We start from the raw sequence: 14,912 nt of genomic DNA on the forward strand, positions 1-14,912 counted from the left end.
GAATCAGTGGCGAATGCCCTTGCCTCGCTGCAGCATCCGCAGGGCAACGGCCGACAACAGCGTGATGAATACCAGAATCATACCGAGTGCCACGAAAGGATTCACATCGGAAACGCCGAGGATGCCGAAACGGAAGGCATTCACCATGTACAGGATCGGGTTGATCATCGACACGCCCTGCCAGAATTCCGGCAACATGTTGATGCTGTAGAACACCCCGCCGAGATAGGTCAACGGTGTCAGTACGAAGGTAGGCACAATGGAGATGTCGTCAAACTTGGTGGCCAGCATGGCGTTGATGAAACCACCCAGCGCGAACAGCGCCGAAGTCAGAAACACCGTAACCACCACCATCGGCAGGTTGTGAATCTCCAACCGGGTAAAGCCGAGCGACAACAGCGTGACAATGAACCCGATCCCCAGCCCACGTGCCATGCCACCGCACACATAGCCGGCCAGAATGATCCAGTCCGGCACTGGCGATACCAGCAGCTCTTCAATGCTGCGCTGGAACTTCATCGAAAAGAACGACGACACCACGTTAGCGTAGGAACTGGTGATTACCGCCATCATGATCAAACCCGGTACGATGAACGACATATAGTCGAACCCGCCCATGTCACCAATGCGGGAACCGATCAGGTTACCGAAAATGATGAAATACAGGGTCATGGTCACCGCCGGCGGCAACAGGGTCTGAGGCCAGATCCGGGTGAAGCGGCGAATCTCCCGCAGCACAATGGTGTTAAACGCGGTCATTTTGGCCTGGGGCGTCATACGGCACCTCCCGCGCTGACCGGCGCCGCGCCCTCGTTGGCGTTTTCTTCCACCATGCGGATAAACAGTTCCTCCAGCCGGTTGGCCTTGGTGCGCATACTCACTACCTTGATGCCCAGGGCCTCAAGCTGCACAAACACTCGGTTGAGGCCCTGACCTTTCTCCACGTCGATTTCCAGCGCACCCTCGCCGTCCAGCCGACAGGGAAAATCTGCCAGCGCCGGTGCGGAAGCCAATGGCGATTCGGTGTCCAGCACGAAGGTTTCAACGTGGAGCTGCTGCAGTAGCTCCCGCTTGCTGGTGTGCTTGAGGATACGGCCGTGATCGATGATGGCGATGTTGCGGCACAGGGCCTCCGCCTCCTCCAGGTAGTGGGTGGTCAGAATAATGGTGGTGCCCTGGCGGTTCATCTCTTCGAGAAACGTCCACATGGAGCGGCGCAACTCGATATCCACACCGGCGGTGGGCTCATCGAGAATTAACAGTTTCGGCTCATGAACCAGAGCCCGGGCAATCATCAGGCGACGCTTCATACCGCCGGACAGCATCCTCGCCGGCGTGTCTTTCTTGTCCCACAGGCCCAACTTGCGAAGGTATTTCTCTGCCGACACTTTCGCTTTTTTCAGGGGAATGCCGTAGTACCCGGCCTGGGTCGTAACAATGTCGAACACTTTCTCGAACTGGTTGAAATTGAACTCCTGGGGCACAACGCCGAGATGCAGCTTGGCATCGGAGAGACTGGTATCAATGTCGTGCCCGAAAACCCGCACGGTACCCGCGGTCTTGTTCACCAGGGACGATACAATACCCAGCGTGGTGGACTTACCCGCGCCATTCGGCCCAAGCAGCGCAAAAAAGTCCCCCTCGCGGACGTTCATATCGATACCCTTGAGGGCCTGAAACCCATCGCCGTAGGTTTTTATCAGCCCTCCGATCTCCAATGCATTGGTCATAAACTACCCGGAATTGTGACGTGCCTGGCCGGCCTGACCGCCCACCGTCGTGATCTGTTTAATCGGAAGTCTTCTAGGTTGTGGCGAGTGGCCGATTTTCAAGTCATTGCCGCTCCGGGCAACCGGAAAACGGACCCCGGAGGGAAAACACCAAACTGCGACAGGAATCCCGATATCCCCGCCATGACGACCCTATAATGCCGGTTACAACACTTTACAAAAGGCCCGGCACCGCTCACTGCCTTTGTACGGCCGGCCGTCTGACCAGGGAATGTACGCCAGACCATGAAATCCGTTCACCACCCTCGCCTCTGCCTGACACTGGTTACCGCACTCACCCTCACCGGCTGCCTCGATGACGGCGGTGGCAGCAACGACGACGACACCCGCACCGGCGCTGTTAACGTCCATGGTTTCAGCGGCGTCAGTTACCGTACCGCCAGTCGCACCGGGCACACCGACGCGCAGGGGCAGTACCAGTACTACCCGGGCGAAACGGTCAGCTTCCGTGTTGGCGACCTCACGCTGGCGGAGGATGTTCCGGCAAAAGAATTTGTCACCCCACTGGAGTTTTTCGAAGACACCCGGCAGAAACTCGACAACCCCGGCACAGACGATGAGGGCCTTCGTACCCACACACTGACCGAGCAGGCGCTGCTCAGTGACAATGCCCTGATCAATCTCACGCGGTTGCTGCTGGCACTGAACTGGGAGGAAAACCTGAAGGAAACCGACGGTATCGAATTGCGTGAAAGGGTCATCAGCCAGCTGAATGCGGCCCTGCCCGACCTCACGGCGCCGATTGATTTTTCCGTCAGCGAAGCCGAGTTTGCCCACACCGGATCAGAGAGCGAACCCACCCCGTCGCCGGCCAATCAGCTGCTGGCAGCTATCTGTTTCTACCCGGAGGACGACGAACTCTGCGACGCACCGCCCACCCAGTCCGAGATTGACGCCCTGCCGCCACGCCCGGAAAACGAAGACGACCGCGACCCGGATGTGGAATACCAGGAAGATCTTGAGAACAAGCGAGACAGCATTCTCGAAGCCCGGCGCAGCCTGGACGACTTCGATCGCGAGGCGGCTGAGGATTACCTCACCCGCGAGCTCAACGCCATCACCACCACCTATGGCAACCGCTACTATCTCAACAACGAGACCGCCAGTTACTCCCCGTCCGACACCGGGATTAAAAGCGTGGATGTGCGCCGCGTAGGTAGCGATACCGGGCTGGCGCAGATAGAGGCCATCAGCACCCGCCAGCAGGATGTGGTGGTGCACAGTTTCGACTGGCAGTCAGCAACGGTGGATTATTTCGTGGCGGGCGCCAGCGGCGGCGAATCGGAAATCGTCATCAGTTTTCGACCGGACAACACCTACCGCTGGATACGAAAAAGCCTCAGGGTGCTCATTCGCTGATCAGGCGCCAACCAGGCGCGCAAGATTCCAGCGGGATTCAGTACCGGTAACGTCGTAATGCTCGGGGTTCAGTCCTTCGGTGCCATGGGGCAGGCACTCGGCAATGGACAGGGTTTCACCGGCTTCCTTGTTCGCGTTGAAGCTCGCCAGATCAATCACCTTCGCCGACTTCAGTGGCTTCTGGAATTGGTCCGTCATTACCATCACCCTCGGCCACAACCGGCGTTCCGGTGAATGCGACACCACCATCCCACGCTGGCCATCATTGAGCTGCACCAGGCTACCGGTGGGATAGATACCCACCGCCTGAATGAACGTTTCAACCAGATCTTCCTGGAACTCAATGTTCCGCATGTCATACAGCAGCCGCACGGCTTTGGCCGGCGTCATCGGCTCGGACGACGCACGCGGGCCGATCAGGTTTTCGAAGAACTCCGCCAGCCCGGCAATCTTGGCCAGCAGTGGGATGCGGTCGCCACGAATACCTTCCGGGAAGCCGGAACCGTTGTGACGCTCCCGGTGCCCCTGCACCACACTGATTACCGCTCGAGAAACCCCGCAACCGTCCAGCATGGCCACGCCACGATTGACGTAGGTGCGGTATTCCGCGAATTGATCAGGGCTGAGCTTGTCTTCATTTTCCAGCATGGAGACCGGCAGCGCGATCTTGCCGATCTGCGACAACAGACACCCCAGACCCAGATGGTTCAACAACCCTTCGTTCAGTCCCAGCTCACGCCCGCACACCAGAGCCCAGACTGCCGTATTCATGGCGTGCCGGTAGATGAAGTCGTCATGCTGGCGGGTACGGCTCAGCCACAGCAGAGCGTCCGGATTGCGCACCACGCTGGACACCATGTTGCGGGTAACGCCCGCCACTTCCCGCAGATCGGGCGTAGCCTGGCGCTTGATGGTTTCAGACACACGCTTGAGCGCGATCTCTGCATCTGCCAGCACCATGCCCGAGACCTTCAGCTCCCGCTTCATGGTGGTGGTGGTCTCATAATGAACCGGCTCGCGGATGTGAAGCGGCGGCAGCTGAATGACTTCCCGGTTGCCGCCCATTCTCCGCGCGCGCTGACCAAACACTGGCCCGGGATCCTTGCCGGCATCGATTTTCTCACGAGCCTCCGCGACATCAATCAATACCCACTTGCAGTAAGACACAACCGAGCGGATGTCGTCCTGGGAGCGAACAGGAAAGCCCTGAATCGGGAACGGAGTCTGGTGCCATGGCCGGTCCAGATCGGACACAAACATGCCGATTTCCAGATCTTGTACGGCGATTTTCTTCTGACGAACGCCCACGGTGCACCTCAATTTTTACAACAATCGATACTGACTATTTTGACGGCTCAAACGATAGAGTCCATTACATATTTGTAGTCCAAAGTAACTTGAAAGCAACAGGAGGTAACGATAGTCATCATGAGGAAACAAAATGTAGCAACGTGACGTGACGCACACTTCCGGACCAAAAGTGTCAATCTGCGTCACACACCGAATCGTCCACGGCGGGCGGGCGCCCATTCAGCGCGCCCCGGGGCGCTTTGCGGATGTAGACCCTGTAGGGCACCACTGAGGCGCGAAGGTAATCGGTGTTCTCTTCCTCGTCTTCGGCCTGACGGCTGGTGCTCACCGGCTCGCAGGACACCAACAGGGTCATGGACTGGCCAATATCGGTCACCTTCGACAGGCTCTCTCCGGGGTCTATGGACAGGCACACATCGTCTTCACCTGCCGGCTGCCCGCTGGCCGCAACCAGGTCCTGTCCCGGCCGCCCACAGGCGCGGATACCGTCACCGCAACTGGCCGGATCACGGTGGGAATCATCGGTCAGGCGCCAGGCCCGCTCACTGCACTGAGTAGCCACCCGGATCGGCGTAGACTGGCTGTCTTTTACCCACCAGCCGGGGTATTCCGCCGTTTGCCAGCTCAACACCACCTGCCGCGCCTCGCCCGCGGAATTTTCCGCCAGGAAGGCGCCATAATGGCTGTAATAAGAGGCACATCCGTTGAGGGCAGAGACAACAAACAAGAAAGACAGGCGCAGGGTAATCTGGCGAAAACGATTCATTTGGGCACTTCACGGCTTGAGAATGACGGATCAGCACTGGCTATTATCCACAGCCGTGGCCGGGAAACCGTTTATTGATCCGCAAATTGCAGACCGAAGCCGTCATTGGTCTTGCGCACCACAACCATTTCCAGCACCGGCGCCGGCACTGGCAATCCCTGCACCTGCACTTGCACACGGTCTCCCATCGCGGGCTCGAAGGGATCGCTCTCCACCACAATGAAGATACCGCCGTCAGAAATGTCCCGTGTTGAGAACAGGAACTCCCCGAGGGTGGCGTGCTGCACCTTCACCTTCGCACTCAAAGCGGTGCGACAGTGTTCTCTGCGATCGTTGCCAACCATAAACCGTGTATCCACCGCTTTTTTTGCATAGTTTTTAGGGCTTTCCGAAGCATAGCACCATTTTGGGCAAAATCAGCAACAGCACCTTGACATGATCGTTAACACTAATGAGAATGGTTGTTGTTTTTAGTGCTATCTCCTGTCAACCAGGTGATAACTCAACCATCTGCCCGACAAAGGACACACGCTATGCGAATGAAACTGGCTGCCGCCACTGCAATGGCCCTGTCTGTGATGCCCCTGAGCGCTTCCGCCGACGGCGAAGTCAACATCTACTCCTATCGCCAGGCGTATCTGCTGGAGCCGCTGCTGAACGCTTTTGAACAGGAAACCGGCATCAAGGCCAACGTGGTTTTCGCCAAACAGGGTCTGGCAGAGCGTCTTGAGCGCGAAGGCCGCAACAGCCCCGCCGACGTGGTCATGACGGTCGACATTTCCCGCATCAACGAGCTGGTTGAGCGCGACCTGGTCGCCGGTGTGGACAGCGAAACCCTGGCAGACAACATTCCGGAAAACCTGCGTCATCCGGAAGGCAAATGGTTTGCACTGACCACCCGTGGCCGTCTGATCTTCACGTCGAACGAGCGTGTTGAAGAAGGTGAGATCACCACATACGAAGAACTGGCCGACGACAAGTGGAATGACCGCATCTGCACCCGCAGCGGCAAGCATCCCTACAATATCGCCCTGATCTCCTCAATGATTGCCCACCACGGTGAGGAAGCAACCGAAAAGTGGCTGGAAGGCGTGAAAGACAACCTGGCCCGCAAGCCCCAGGGCGGCGACCGTGACCAGATCAAGGCCATCTCCGAAGGCGTGTGTGACATCGCCATCGGTAACAGCTATTACTACGGCAACATGCTGAACGACGAGAACCAGCGCCCGGCCGCTGAAGCGGTTCGTCTGGTGTTCCCGAACGCGGACGATCGCGGCACCCATGTTAATATCAGTGGTATCTCGCTGACCAAGAGCGCGCCGAACCGCGAAAACGCACTTCGCCTGATGGAGTTCCTGTCCACAGACGAGGCTCAGCGTATTTACGCAGAAGCCAACACCGAATACCCGGCCAACCCGGATGTTCAGCCTTCAGGCCTCGTCGCCGAGTGGGGCGAGATCAACCCGGACGACCTGTCACTGCAGGAGATTGCGAACAACCGCAATGCCGCCGTGAAGCTGGTTGACCGTGTAGACTACGACGGCGAGTAACACCGTCGCGAACGAGCAAGGGTGGGCGCTGCCCACCCTTTTTAGTTTGCAGAGGCCCGCTCGGGTGACTAGAATCGGATCTCTTTTTTGAACGCCAAAGGACCAACATGAGCGAGGCAGTAACCAGCGGTGCTCCCGGGCTGACACAGCCACTGCTGGCGAAGCGTACCTCCAAGCGCTGGTTGATCTCCGCCGCGCTGACCACCGCCATCGTGGCGCTCCCGGTTCTTTCGGTGATTTTTCTGGCCTTCTTCCCTGAAGAAAACATCTGGCCCCATCTGCTCGACACCACCCTGCCCCGCTACCTGACCACCACCATCAAACTGATGCTGGGCGTTGCCGGCATTACCCTGGTCATCGGTCTGGCCACGGCGTGGGCCGTCACCATGTGTGAATTCCCCGGCCGGCGGTTTTTCGAGTGGGCCATGCTGTTGCCCTTTGCGGTACCGGCGTATGTGATCGCCTATGTCTATACCAGCCTGCTGGATTACGCCGGCCCCGTACAGGTCACCCTGCGGGAGTGGTTTGGCTGGACCAGCGCCCAGGACTACTGGTTCCCGGAGATCCGCACCCTGGAGGGCGCCACCCTGATGATCGGCCTGGTGCTTTACCCCTACGTTTACCTGCTGGCGCGGGCGGCCTTCCTGGAGCAGTCGCCGTCTCTGTTTGCGGTCAGCCGCAGCCTGGGCCACTCCGCCATCAGCACCTTCTTCCGGATTGTACTGCCCATCGCCCGGCCCGCCATCGCCGTGGGCCTGTCGCTGGTGCTGATGGAAACTCTCAATGATTTCGGCACCGTGGACTTCTTCGCAGTGCAAACGCTCACCGCCGGCCTGTTCGACACCTGGATGAACCTGGGTAACCTCGGTGGTGCCGCACAGATTGCCTCCACCATGCTGATGTTCATGGTGATTCTGGTCACCCTGGAGCGCTATTCACGCCGGCGCCAGCAGCAGTTTGCGGCGCGGGACAACCGCGATCCTATCCGCCGCTTTACCATGTCCATGCCGCGCCAGCTGATCTGCGTGGCGGTGTGCGCCATCCCGGTGATTCTCGGCTTTGTGATTCCCGCCATCACCCTCGGCCAGTTCGCCTGGGAATACTTTGATGAAAGCTGGAACTCCACGTTCTTCCGCAACACTCTGAACAGCCTGTTCCTGTCCGGCACCGCCGCGTTCACCACCCTGCTGATCGGCGTCACACTGGCCTACAGTCGCCGTCTGCACAACACCCGTGGCATGCAGATCATGATGCGCCTCTCCAGCCTGGGTTACGCCATGCCCGGCGCGGTACTGGCGGTGGGTGTGATCATTCCGCTGGCAGGTTTTGACAACTGGCTGGATTCGGTGATGCGCAACACTTTCAACGTCAGCACCGGCCTGTTACTGAGCGGCTCGGCCTTCGCCCTCGTGTTTGCCTACACCGTGCGTTTCCTGGCGGTGTCCGCCGGCAGCGTGGAGAGCGCGCTGCAGAAGATCACCCCAAGCATGGATATGGCTTCACGCTCGCTCGGCCATTCGCCGGGTAACACGCTGGTGAAAGTGCATCTGCCGATGCTGCGGGGCACGCTGCTGACCGCCGCCCTGGTGGTGTTCGTGGATTGCATGAAGGAATTGCCGGCCACCTTGATTCTGCGCCCGTTCAATTTCGATACGCTGGCAACCTATGTGTATCAGTTTGCCTCGGACGAGCAGCTGGCGCAGAGCGCCCTGCCGGCGCTGGTGATTGTGTTGGCGGGGATAGTGCCCATCATCCTGATGAGCCGCTCCATTTCTGGTAGCCGCCGTATCGCCTGAAGGCGCCGATAGCGGCATTCAGAGCACCGGGCGTGATTCCGTATCCTGAACCACGAAACGTCCCTGGAAAGTAGCAACAGGCGCTCCACGGGGTTCCATGGTGGGCTCACCGCAATAGACATCGGCGTGCAATGCCAACCGACCCTTACCGTGTCGTGCCAGGCTCTTGCGAAACCGGTCCGGCACCTCACCGGCCGGCAACCGGCACAGCGAGTAGAAATCCCCCTCCACGGGCGTCAGGTAATCGATGCTGCCACTTTGCACCACCACATTGCCCTTCAGACCCATATCGGCAATGGCCAGCTCGATCAGCCCCCAGGCCGAGGTCACCGCCAGCGAATACACGCTGCCACCAAACCCGGTGCCCTGATGATTGTGATTGGGCTCCAGCGGCGCGCTGACCAGCAGCGCTCGGCCATCGTAATCAAGCACTTCAATCCCCAGTGCACGGGTAATCGGAATAGCGTCGTGAATGCGTTTCTGGAAACGGCCTAATTGCGTCATAGTCCCTCCTGATACGTTTCATTTTAGTTCGACGGCCCGGATCGCCCTATGCGACTTATGTAGGCATTGTGTGACCAAACGCAAAAGACCCGGACAGGGTCCGGGTCTTTTGGATCACCACCAGTCACAGTGGCTGTCAGTGATGCTTACTGCCAGATCACCGGCTGACGCTTGGCGTACCAGCTGTCGACCTTCTCCTGGTAGGCATCCTCTACCACATTACGCTTCAGCTTCAGGGTGGGTGTCAGGAAGCTGTTCTCGATGGACCACTCGTCACTGACCACGGTAATGAACGCCAGTTGCTCGTGGGGATCCACGGTCTTGTTCACATCGGTGATCAGCTTCTTAAAGCTTTCCTCAATCTCCTTGCGGAAGCCCTCGTCAGCCATTTTCGGGCGAATTTCCTCGCCCAGCATCACCAGCGCGTGGGGCTGAGTCTGGTTGGCACCGGATACACAGACCATTTCGATGGCATCGTGAGACATCAAGCGGTTCTCGATCGGTGCGGGCGCAATGTACTTGCCCTTGCTGGTCTTGAAGATCTCTTTGAGGCGACCGGTCAGCTTGAGGCGGCCCATTTCATCGATCTCGCCCTTGTCACCGGTTTTCAGAAAACCGTCCTCGGTGAAGGCTTCGCGGGTTTTCTCTTCGTCCTTGTAGTAGCCCATCATGGTGGCCGGACTCTTGACCAGCACTTCGCCCTGCTCGCTGATCTTCACTTCCACACCCGGCGCCGCCTCACCCACGTACCCAGTGCGGGACCTGCCGGGCTTGTTCATGTGGGAATAGGCAAAGTTCTCGGACATGCCATAACCCTCGAGCAGCTCCAGCCCCAGATTGCGGTACCAGTCGAGCACATCGCTGGACAAAGGCGCCGAACCGCTGCCGGCCAGCTTCACTTTGCTCAGGCCCAGGCCTTTGAGAATTTTCTTTTTAATCAAACCTTTTACAACCGGAATCTTCAGCAACTTATCAAGTTTTTGCTTGGGCAGCTTCTGCAGCACACCGTGCTGGAACTTCACCCACAGCCGCGGCACTGAAAGGAACAACGTCGGTTCAGCCCGCTGCAGATCCTGTACGAAGGTATCCAGGGATTCCGCAAAGTACAGCTCGAAACCGGTATACACCGAACCCAGCTCAACGAACGTGCGCTCGAAAACGTGGGCCAGCGGCAGGTACGACAGCATGCGCTCTTCAGAGCCCACACCCAGCACCTGGGTTCCACCGGCGGCAGCAAACGCCATGTTATTGAAACTCAGCATCACACCCTTGGGGCGACCGGTACTGCCGGAGGTGTACACAATGGTGGCCAGCTCGTCGGCTTCCCGCTGGGTGTTCTCTTCCATGGGCGGGTACTTGGCGACCAGGTCATCCCAGGTTTCGAAATCGTTGGGCGGGCTCAGCGGGTAAGACACACAACGCAGGGTCTCGGGCACGCCCGGCTTCATCATGTCCCAGTCGTCCAGCTTGCCCACGAACAGCAGCTCGCATTCACTGTGTTCAAGGATGTAGCGCACGGTGTCTGCGTTTAACGTGGGATACAGCGGCACGGAAATATGGCCGGCCATCCAGATTGCCCAATCCGACATGATCCACTGGGCGCAGTTCTTGGAGATAATACCTATCCGGCTTTTCTCCGGCAGGTTGAGAGACTTGAGGTAAGACGCCATCCGGCGGGATTCGTCAACGGCCCGCTTCCAGGTGTACTCCACGACTTTTCCGTTGCCGATCGGCTGGGTCATATACAGAGAATCGCCTTTGGCTTTTTCCCAGTGATAGACCATATCCAGTGGAAGTTTGTTCGTTGTGTCCATGGACCTTTCCTTGCTTGCTGTTTTTGGTATTGTTTCGAGAGCCGGGCCTCTTGGCGGGCTTGTTAGACTTTCGTAGCGTATTTCAACACACCACCTCTCGTCAAAACGTGATGGCAATATAAATATTGCACTTCTCATGTTTTTTTCCAGATACTTAGCGTGCCCCCGAGCGCCTTTCGCTGTGATAAACTTTCGCACCTTCAAATTACGGCTCATTTCACTCGGGAGAAACGGCGTATGGCCAATAAAGCTCTGAGAACCCTGATCGGTGCAATGCTGCTTGCCGCAGCCGGACTGGCACAGGCAGGCGAACTCAAATCCGTTGCCATTACCCAGATTGTTGAACACCCCGCACTGGACGCGGTTTATCAGGGCGTCAGGGATGAGCTTGCCGAAGAAGGCTTCAGCGAGGGCGACAACCTCACCATAATGCATGAGAGCGCCCAGGGTAACTCCGCGATTGCCTCTCAGATCGCCCGCAAATTCGTCGGCGAAGGCCCCGACGTGATCGTGGCCATTGCCACCCCATCTGCCCAAACCATGGCCGCCGCCGCCCGCAACATCCCGGTGGTGTTCTCTGCCGTCACCGACCCGTTGGGCGCGAAACTGGTCCAGAGCCTGGAAAAGCCGGGCGCCAACATCACCGGCGTCACCGATATGCTGCCCATTGAGCGCCACATCGACCTTCTCGAGCGCGTGGTCCCGGATGCGAAAACCATCGGCACCGTCTACAACCCCGGCGAAGCCAACGCCGTGGCGCTGGTGGAACTGCTGGAAGCCAGCCTGGAGGCCCGAGGCCTGAAACTGACCAAAGCCGCGGCCACCAAGACCTCGGAAGTGCTGGGCGCGGCCCGTTCACTGGTGGGCAAGGCAGACGCCATTTACCTGACCACCGATAACACCGTAATCAGCGCCGCAGAAGCCGTGGTGTCTGTGGGTGAGCGCGCCAAAATACCGGTGTTCGCCGCCGACACCGCCACCGTCAGCCGCGGTGCCGTTGCTGCCCTGGGCTTTGATTACTACGACCTGGGCCGCCAGACCGGCGGCATGGTGGCGCGCATCCTGAACGGTGCCAACCCGGCCGACATGGCCGTGGAATCCGTGGATACCTTGAACCTGTTTGTAAACCCTGCAGCCGCCGAGCGCATGGGCATCACCCTGTCCCAGGACGTGCTGGACGACGCCCAGGAAATCGTCAAAAGCGACAAGTAACCGCGAACCAACACGGGCGGGGCCTCACGAGGGCACCGTCCGTTCCATCTATAGTGAACATTACCCATGCTCAGTGACATTGCTCTGTACGGCGCCATCGAGACCGGCCTGATCTACGGCCTGGTGGCGTTCGGCATCTATATCTCCTTTCGTGTTCTCGACTTCCCGGACCTCACCGTTGACGGCAGCTTCCCCCTGGGCGCGGCCGTCGCCGCGATGCTGATCATCGCCGGCTGGAACCCATGGATCGCCACCGGTGCCGCCGTGCTGGCCGGCATGGCCGCCGGTGCGGTCACCGCAATTCTCAACGTGAAGCTGAACATCCTCAACCTGCTGGCATCGATCCTTACCATGATCGCGCTCTACTCCATCAACCTGCGCATCATGGGCCGACCCAACGTGGCGCTACTGGGCGAAGACACCGTGCTCACCCCCTGGTACGACCTACCCCTGGACTACCATCAGGTGCCGGTGCTGCTGTTCGTGATCGTGGTGCTGGTCTCGCTGGTGCTGTTGTGGCGGTTTATGAAATCCGAAACCGGCCTGGCCATGCGTGCCACCGGCGCTAACGCACGCATGGCCCGCGCCCAGGGCATCGCCACCGGCGGCATGATCATTCTGGGTGTGGCGCTCTCCAATGGCCTGGTGGGTCTGGCGGGCGCCCTGTTTGCCCAGAGCCAGGGCGCGGCGGATGTCACCATGGGTGTCGGCGTGATCGTGATCGGCCTGGCCTCGCTGATTGGCGGTGAGGCGGTGATCACCCCCAACACCGTTATCAAGGCCCTGGTTGCCTGCGTGGTTGGCGCCATTATCTACCGCCTGGCCATCGCCTTCGCCCTGAACGCTGATTTCCTCGGGCTCCAATCCCAGGATCTCAACCTCATCACGGCAGTGCTGGTCACCCTGGCCATCGTTCTGCCCGGTGCGCGCGCGTCACTCGTCGCCCGCTTCACCCGCAACAAGGCCTGAGGGGTAAAGCATGATTAGCGCAACAGATCTTAAACTGACCTTCGGCAAAGGTACGCCGCTGGAAAACCCCGCGCTGCGGGGCATGAGCCTGACCGTCAACCAGGGTGAATTCGTCACCGTGATTGGCAGCAACGGCGCCGGCAAATCCACCTTCCTGAACGCCCTCGCCGGTGAAGTGATGGTGGACAGCGGCAACATCATCGTCGACAACGTGGATGTCACCAAGCTGCCCACCCACAAGCGTGCCAACCGCGTGGCCCGGGTGTTTCAGGATCCGCTGGCCGGCACCTGCGAGGGCCTGAGCATCGAAGAGAACCTGGCCCTGGCGATCAAGCGCGGGCAACGCCGTGGCCTGACCACTGCGGTCAAAAAACACTACATGGAGCGTTTCCGCGAGAGCCTGTCGACCCTGAAGCTGGGTCTGGAAAACCGGCTCGGCGACAAGATGGGCCTACTCTCCGGTGGCCAGCGCCAGGCTGTCAGCCTGCTGATGGCCAGCTTGACGCCCTCCGCCATACTGCTGCTGGACGAGCACACCGCCGCGCTGGATCCGAAAACCGCTGCCTTCGTGCTGGAACTCACCACCCGCATTATCGAAGAGCAGAAACTGACGGCGCTGATGGTCACCCACAGCATGAAACAGGCGCTGGAAGTGGGCGACCGCACGGTGATGCTGCATCAGGGCGAAGTGGTCTTTGATATTGAGGGCGAAGACCGCAAGGGTCTGGAAGTGAAAGACCTGCTGGGGCTGTTCGAGAAACAGCGGGGCCTGGAAGTGGACGACGACAGCCTGCTGCTGGGCTGATCCAAAAAAAGCGGGGCCTGGGCCCCGCTTTTTCTATCGGGCTGTCACCAGCCCTGCGCCTCAATGACCGTAGATCAACATCGACGTATCGGTAATTGCCAGGTTATCCATGGCTATAGAACCGATGGACGTACCCCCCACAATCACCCCGCCAATGCGGATATCCGCCTCAAAGTTCGCCAGATCAATCGCCAGGCTTTCGACGTTCTGGGAATTCTGCGCGGTGTACATATCCAGCTCAACGGCCGCAAACAGCCGCAACGGCTGCGGTGCCTGCAGATCGTAATCGGCGCCGGTCAGCTCGAAGTCACGGATCCCGAGGGCCAGAAACGGCACATCAAAGTCCATATCATCGATGGCGATGTCAGTGCGGAAATTGAGGGTATCCGTGGCGGTGTCCACCCGGATGGTGCCCGACCCCACCAGCATGTCCATATTGAAGTTATCCAGTATGGTGGTGTTGCCGTCGGTTCCGATCAGGTTCCAGGCGCCGGTTGCGATCCGCACATCCACCGCATTGAAGCTCAACGGCAACAGATTGATGATGGCGTCGCCGTCGCTGGCCAGATCAATGTTGATGCGAATGTTGTCGAGCCGGTCCGTGGCATCGCCGTTGAGGTTGAGGTTCATTTCCGAGAACATGTCGGTGCGGTTTGCACCGCCCACGAAGATGTCGTTAATCTCCAGCGAGCCTTCATCGGTGTAGATGAAGCGATCAATGTTCAATTTGGTTTCCAGTTCAATCGTCACACCGGCCTGGCCGGTGATGTTTCCCATTGCGCTGTCGTCCAGCATCTGGATGTCAGCCGCGGCAAGCGCCGGCACCCCCATGATGCTCAGCGCCAGCAATGAGCGTTTCAGGCCTTTCATTATTATGTTCCTTTTATCGTTGTCATTACTCCCTAACTACCGGTGGGCCACTGCAGAGTTCGACGCCACATTCGTACTTTAGCGACACGTCCGAAAGGGGTACGTGCACCGGTCACAATTACCTGAGTTAGCGATTGAATGGCGGATTCTGGCGAATATTTTTTAA

At 58.9% G+C, this 14,912-nt stretch carries 14 protein-coding genes; 6 read left to right on the forward strand and 8 right to left on the reverse strand.

The window, feature by feature from the left end:
* Positions 1 to 3 precede the first annotated feature (3 nt).
* Positions 4 to 777, reverse strand: coding sequence for an ABC transporter permease (locus tag R0125_RS08475; protein WP_248183555.1), 774 nt, complete (start codon positions 775 to 777; stop codon positions 4 to 6).
* On the reverse strand, positions 774 to 1,730 hold the full coding sequence (locus R0125_RS08480; protein ID WP_317237829.1) for an ABC transporter ATP-binding protein: 957 nt from the start codon (positions 1,728 to 1,730) through the stop codon (positions 774 to 776). Before R0125_RS08480 ends, R0125_RS08475 begins: the two co-directional genes overlap by 4 nt.
* 285 nt (positions 1,731 to 2,015) lie before the next feature.
* Here R0125_RS08480 and R0125_RS08485 point away from each other — a divergent pair, with 285 nt between their 5' ends.
* The gene (locus R0125_RS08485; protein WP_317237830.1) at positions 2,016 to 3,149 is read left to right on the forward strand and encodes an organic solvent ABC transporter permease; all 1,134 of its coding nucleotides are present in this window, start codon (positions 2,016 to 2,018) and stop codon (positions 3,147 to 3,149) included.
* Here R0125_RS08485 and R0125_RS08490 read toward each other — a convergent pair whose 3' ends face one another.
* From R0125_RS08490 to R0125_RS08500, 3 genes are all read right to left on the reverse strand, one after another.
* Positions 3,150 to 4,457: an HD-GYP domain-containing protein gene (locus R0125_RS08490; protein ID WP_317237831.1), complete on the reverse strand. Its 1,308-nt coding sequence runs from the start codon at positions 4,455 to 4,457 to the stop codon at positions 3,150 to 3,152.
* 175 nt (positions 4,458 to 4,632) lie between these two features.
* The gene (locus R0125_RS08495) at positions 4,633 to 5,226 is read right to left on the reverse strand and encodes a hypothetical protein (protein WP_317237832.1); all 594 of its coding nucleotides are present in this window, start codon (positions 5,224 to 5,226) and stop codon (positions 4,633 to 4,635) included.
* Between the two features lie 71 nt (positions 5,227 to 5,297).
* On the reverse strand, positions 5,298 to 5,570 hold the full coding sequence (locus R0125_RS08500) for a PilZ domain-containing protein (RefSeq protein WP_317237833.1): 273 nt from the start codon (positions 5,568 to 5,570) through the stop codon (positions 5,298 to 5,300).
* 189 nt (positions 5,571 to 5,759) lie between these two features.
* On the opposite strand from R0125_RS08500, the gene R0125_RS08505 reads away from it, so the two are divergent.
* Both R0125_RS08505 and R0125_RS08510 read left to right on the forward strand, forming a co-directional pair.
* Positions 5,760 to 6,776: a Fe(3+) ABC transporter substrate-binding protein gene (locus R0125_RS08505; protein ID WP_317237834.1), complete on the forward strand. Its 1,017-nt coding sequence runs from the start codon at positions 5,760 to 5,762 to the stop codon at positions 6,774 to 6,776.
* Positions 6,777 to 6,883: 107 nt separating this feature from the next.
* Entirely contained in the window at positions 6,884 to 8,572 is a 1,689-nt protein-coding gene (locus R0125_RS08510) for an ABC transporter permease (RefSeq protein WP_248183562.1), read from the forward strand.
* A gap of 18 nt (positions 8,573 to 8,590) precedes the next feature.
* On the opposite strand, the gene R0125_RS08515 is transcribed toward R0125_RS08510, so the two are convergent.
* A complete protein-coding gene (locus R0125_RS08515) occupies positions 8,591 to 9,076 on the reverse strand; it encodes a thioesterase domain-containing protein (RefSeq protein ID WP_317237835.1) in 486 nt (161 codons plus the stop codon).
* A 146-nt stretch (positions 9,077 to 9,222) separates the two neighbouring features.
* On the reverse strand, positions 9,223 to 10,890 hold the full coding sequence (locus tag R0125_RS08520) for an AMP-binding protein (protein ID WP_317237836.1): 1,668 nt from the start codon (positions 10,888 to 10,890) through the stop codon (positions 9,223 to 9,225).
* A gap of 237 nt (positions 10,891 to 11,127) precedes the next feature.
* Here R0125_RS08520 and R0125_RS08525 point away from each other — a divergent pair, with 237 nt between their 5' ends.
* From R0125_RS08525 to R0125_RS08535, 3 genes are all read left to right on the forward strand, one after another.
* Entirely contained in the window at positions 11,128 to 12,102 is a 975-nt protein-coding gene (locus R0125_RS08525) for an ABC transporter substrate-binding protein (RefSeq protein ID WP_248183565.1), read from the forward strand.
* Positions 12,103 to 12,168: 66 nt separating this feature from the next.
* Positions 12,169 to 13,071: an ABC transporter permease gene (locus tag R0125_RS08530; protein ID WP_248183566.1), complete on the forward strand. Its 903-nt coding sequence runs from the start codon at positions 12,169 to 12,171 to the stop codon at positions 13,069 to 13,071.
* Between the two features lie 10 nt (positions 13,072 to 13,081).
* Positions 13,082 to 13,876 (forward strand): ABC transporter ATP-binding protein, encoded by a 795-nt coding sequence (locus R0125_RS08535; RefSeq protein ID WP_317237837.1) that lies wholly within the window; start codon positions 13,082 to 13,084, stop codon positions 13,874 to 13,876.
* A 60-nt stretch (positions 13,877 to 13,936) separates the two neighbouring features.
* Here R0125_RS08535 and R0125_RS08540 read toward each other — a convergent pair whose 3' ends face one another.
* Positions 13,937 to 14,746, reverse strand: a complete 810-nt coding sequence (locus R0125_RS08540) for a DUF6160 family protein (RefSeq protein ID WP_248183568.1) — start codon at positions 14,744 to 14,746, stop codon at positions 13,937 to 13,939.
* Positions 14,747 to 14,912: the final 166 nt, after the last annotated feature.

This window comes from Marinobacter sp. M-5, from assembly GCF_032911545.1.
GTDB lineage: Bacteria > Pseudomonadota > Gammaproteobacteria > Pseudomonadales > Oleiphilaceae > Marinobacter > Marinobacter goseongensis.

Excerpts from the sequence above, each read along its gene's own strand:
- R0125_RS08475 (WP_248183555.1), bottom strand. The coding sequence starts at position 777 with ATGACGCCCCAGGCCAAAATGACCGCGTTTAACACCATTGTGCTGCGG.
- R0125_RS08480 (WP_317237829.1), bottom strand. The coding sequence starts at position 1,730 with ATGACCAATGCATTGGAGATCGGAGGGCTGATAAAAACCTACGGCGAT.
- R0125_RS08485 (WP_317237830.1), top strand. The coding sequence starts at position 2,016 with ATGAAATCCGTTCACCACCCTCGCCTCTGCCTGACACTGGTTACCGCA.
- R0125_RS08495 (WP_317237832.1), bottom strand. The coding sequence starts at position 5,226 with ATGAATCGTTTTCGCCAGATTACCCTGCGCCTGTCTTTCTTGTTTGTT.
- R0125_RS08500 (WP_317237833.1), bottom strand. The coding sequence starts at position 5,570 with ATGGTTGGCAACGATCGCAGAGAACACTGTCGCACCGCTTTGAGTGCG.
- R0125_RS08505 (WP_317237834.1), top strand. The coding sequence starts at position 5,760 with ATGCGAATGAAACTGGCTGCCGCCACTGCAATGGCCCTGTCTGTGATG.
- R0125_RS08510 (WP_248183562.1), top strand. The coding sequence starts at position 6,884 with ATGAGCGAGGCAGTAACCAGCGGTGCTCCCGGGCTGACACAGCCACTG.
- R0125_RS08515 (WP_317237835.1), bottom strand. The coding sequence starts at position 9,076 with ATGACGCAATTAGGCCGTTTCCAGAAACGCATTCACGACGCTATTCCG.
- R0125_RS08520 (WP_317237836.1), bottom strand. The coding sequence starts at position 10,890 with ATGGACACAACGAACAAACTTCCACTGGATATGGTCTATCACTGGGAA.
- R0125_RS08525 (WP_248183565.1), top strand. The coding sequence starts at position 11,128 with ATGGCCAATAAAGCTCTGAGAACCCTGATCGGTGCAATGCTGCTTGCC.
- R0125_RS08530 (WP_248183566.1), top strand. The coding sequence starts at position 12,169 with ATGCTCAGTGACATTGCTCTGTACGGCGCCATCGAGACCGGCCTGATC.
- R0125_RS08535 (WP_317237837.1), top strand. The coding sequence starts at position 13,082 with ATGATTAGCGCAACAGATCTTAAACTGACCTTCGGCAAAGGTACGCCG.
- R0125_RS08540 (WP_248183568.1), bottom strand. The coding sequence starts at position 14,746 with ATGAAAGGCCTGAAACGCTCATTGCTGGCGCTGAGCATCATGGGGGTG.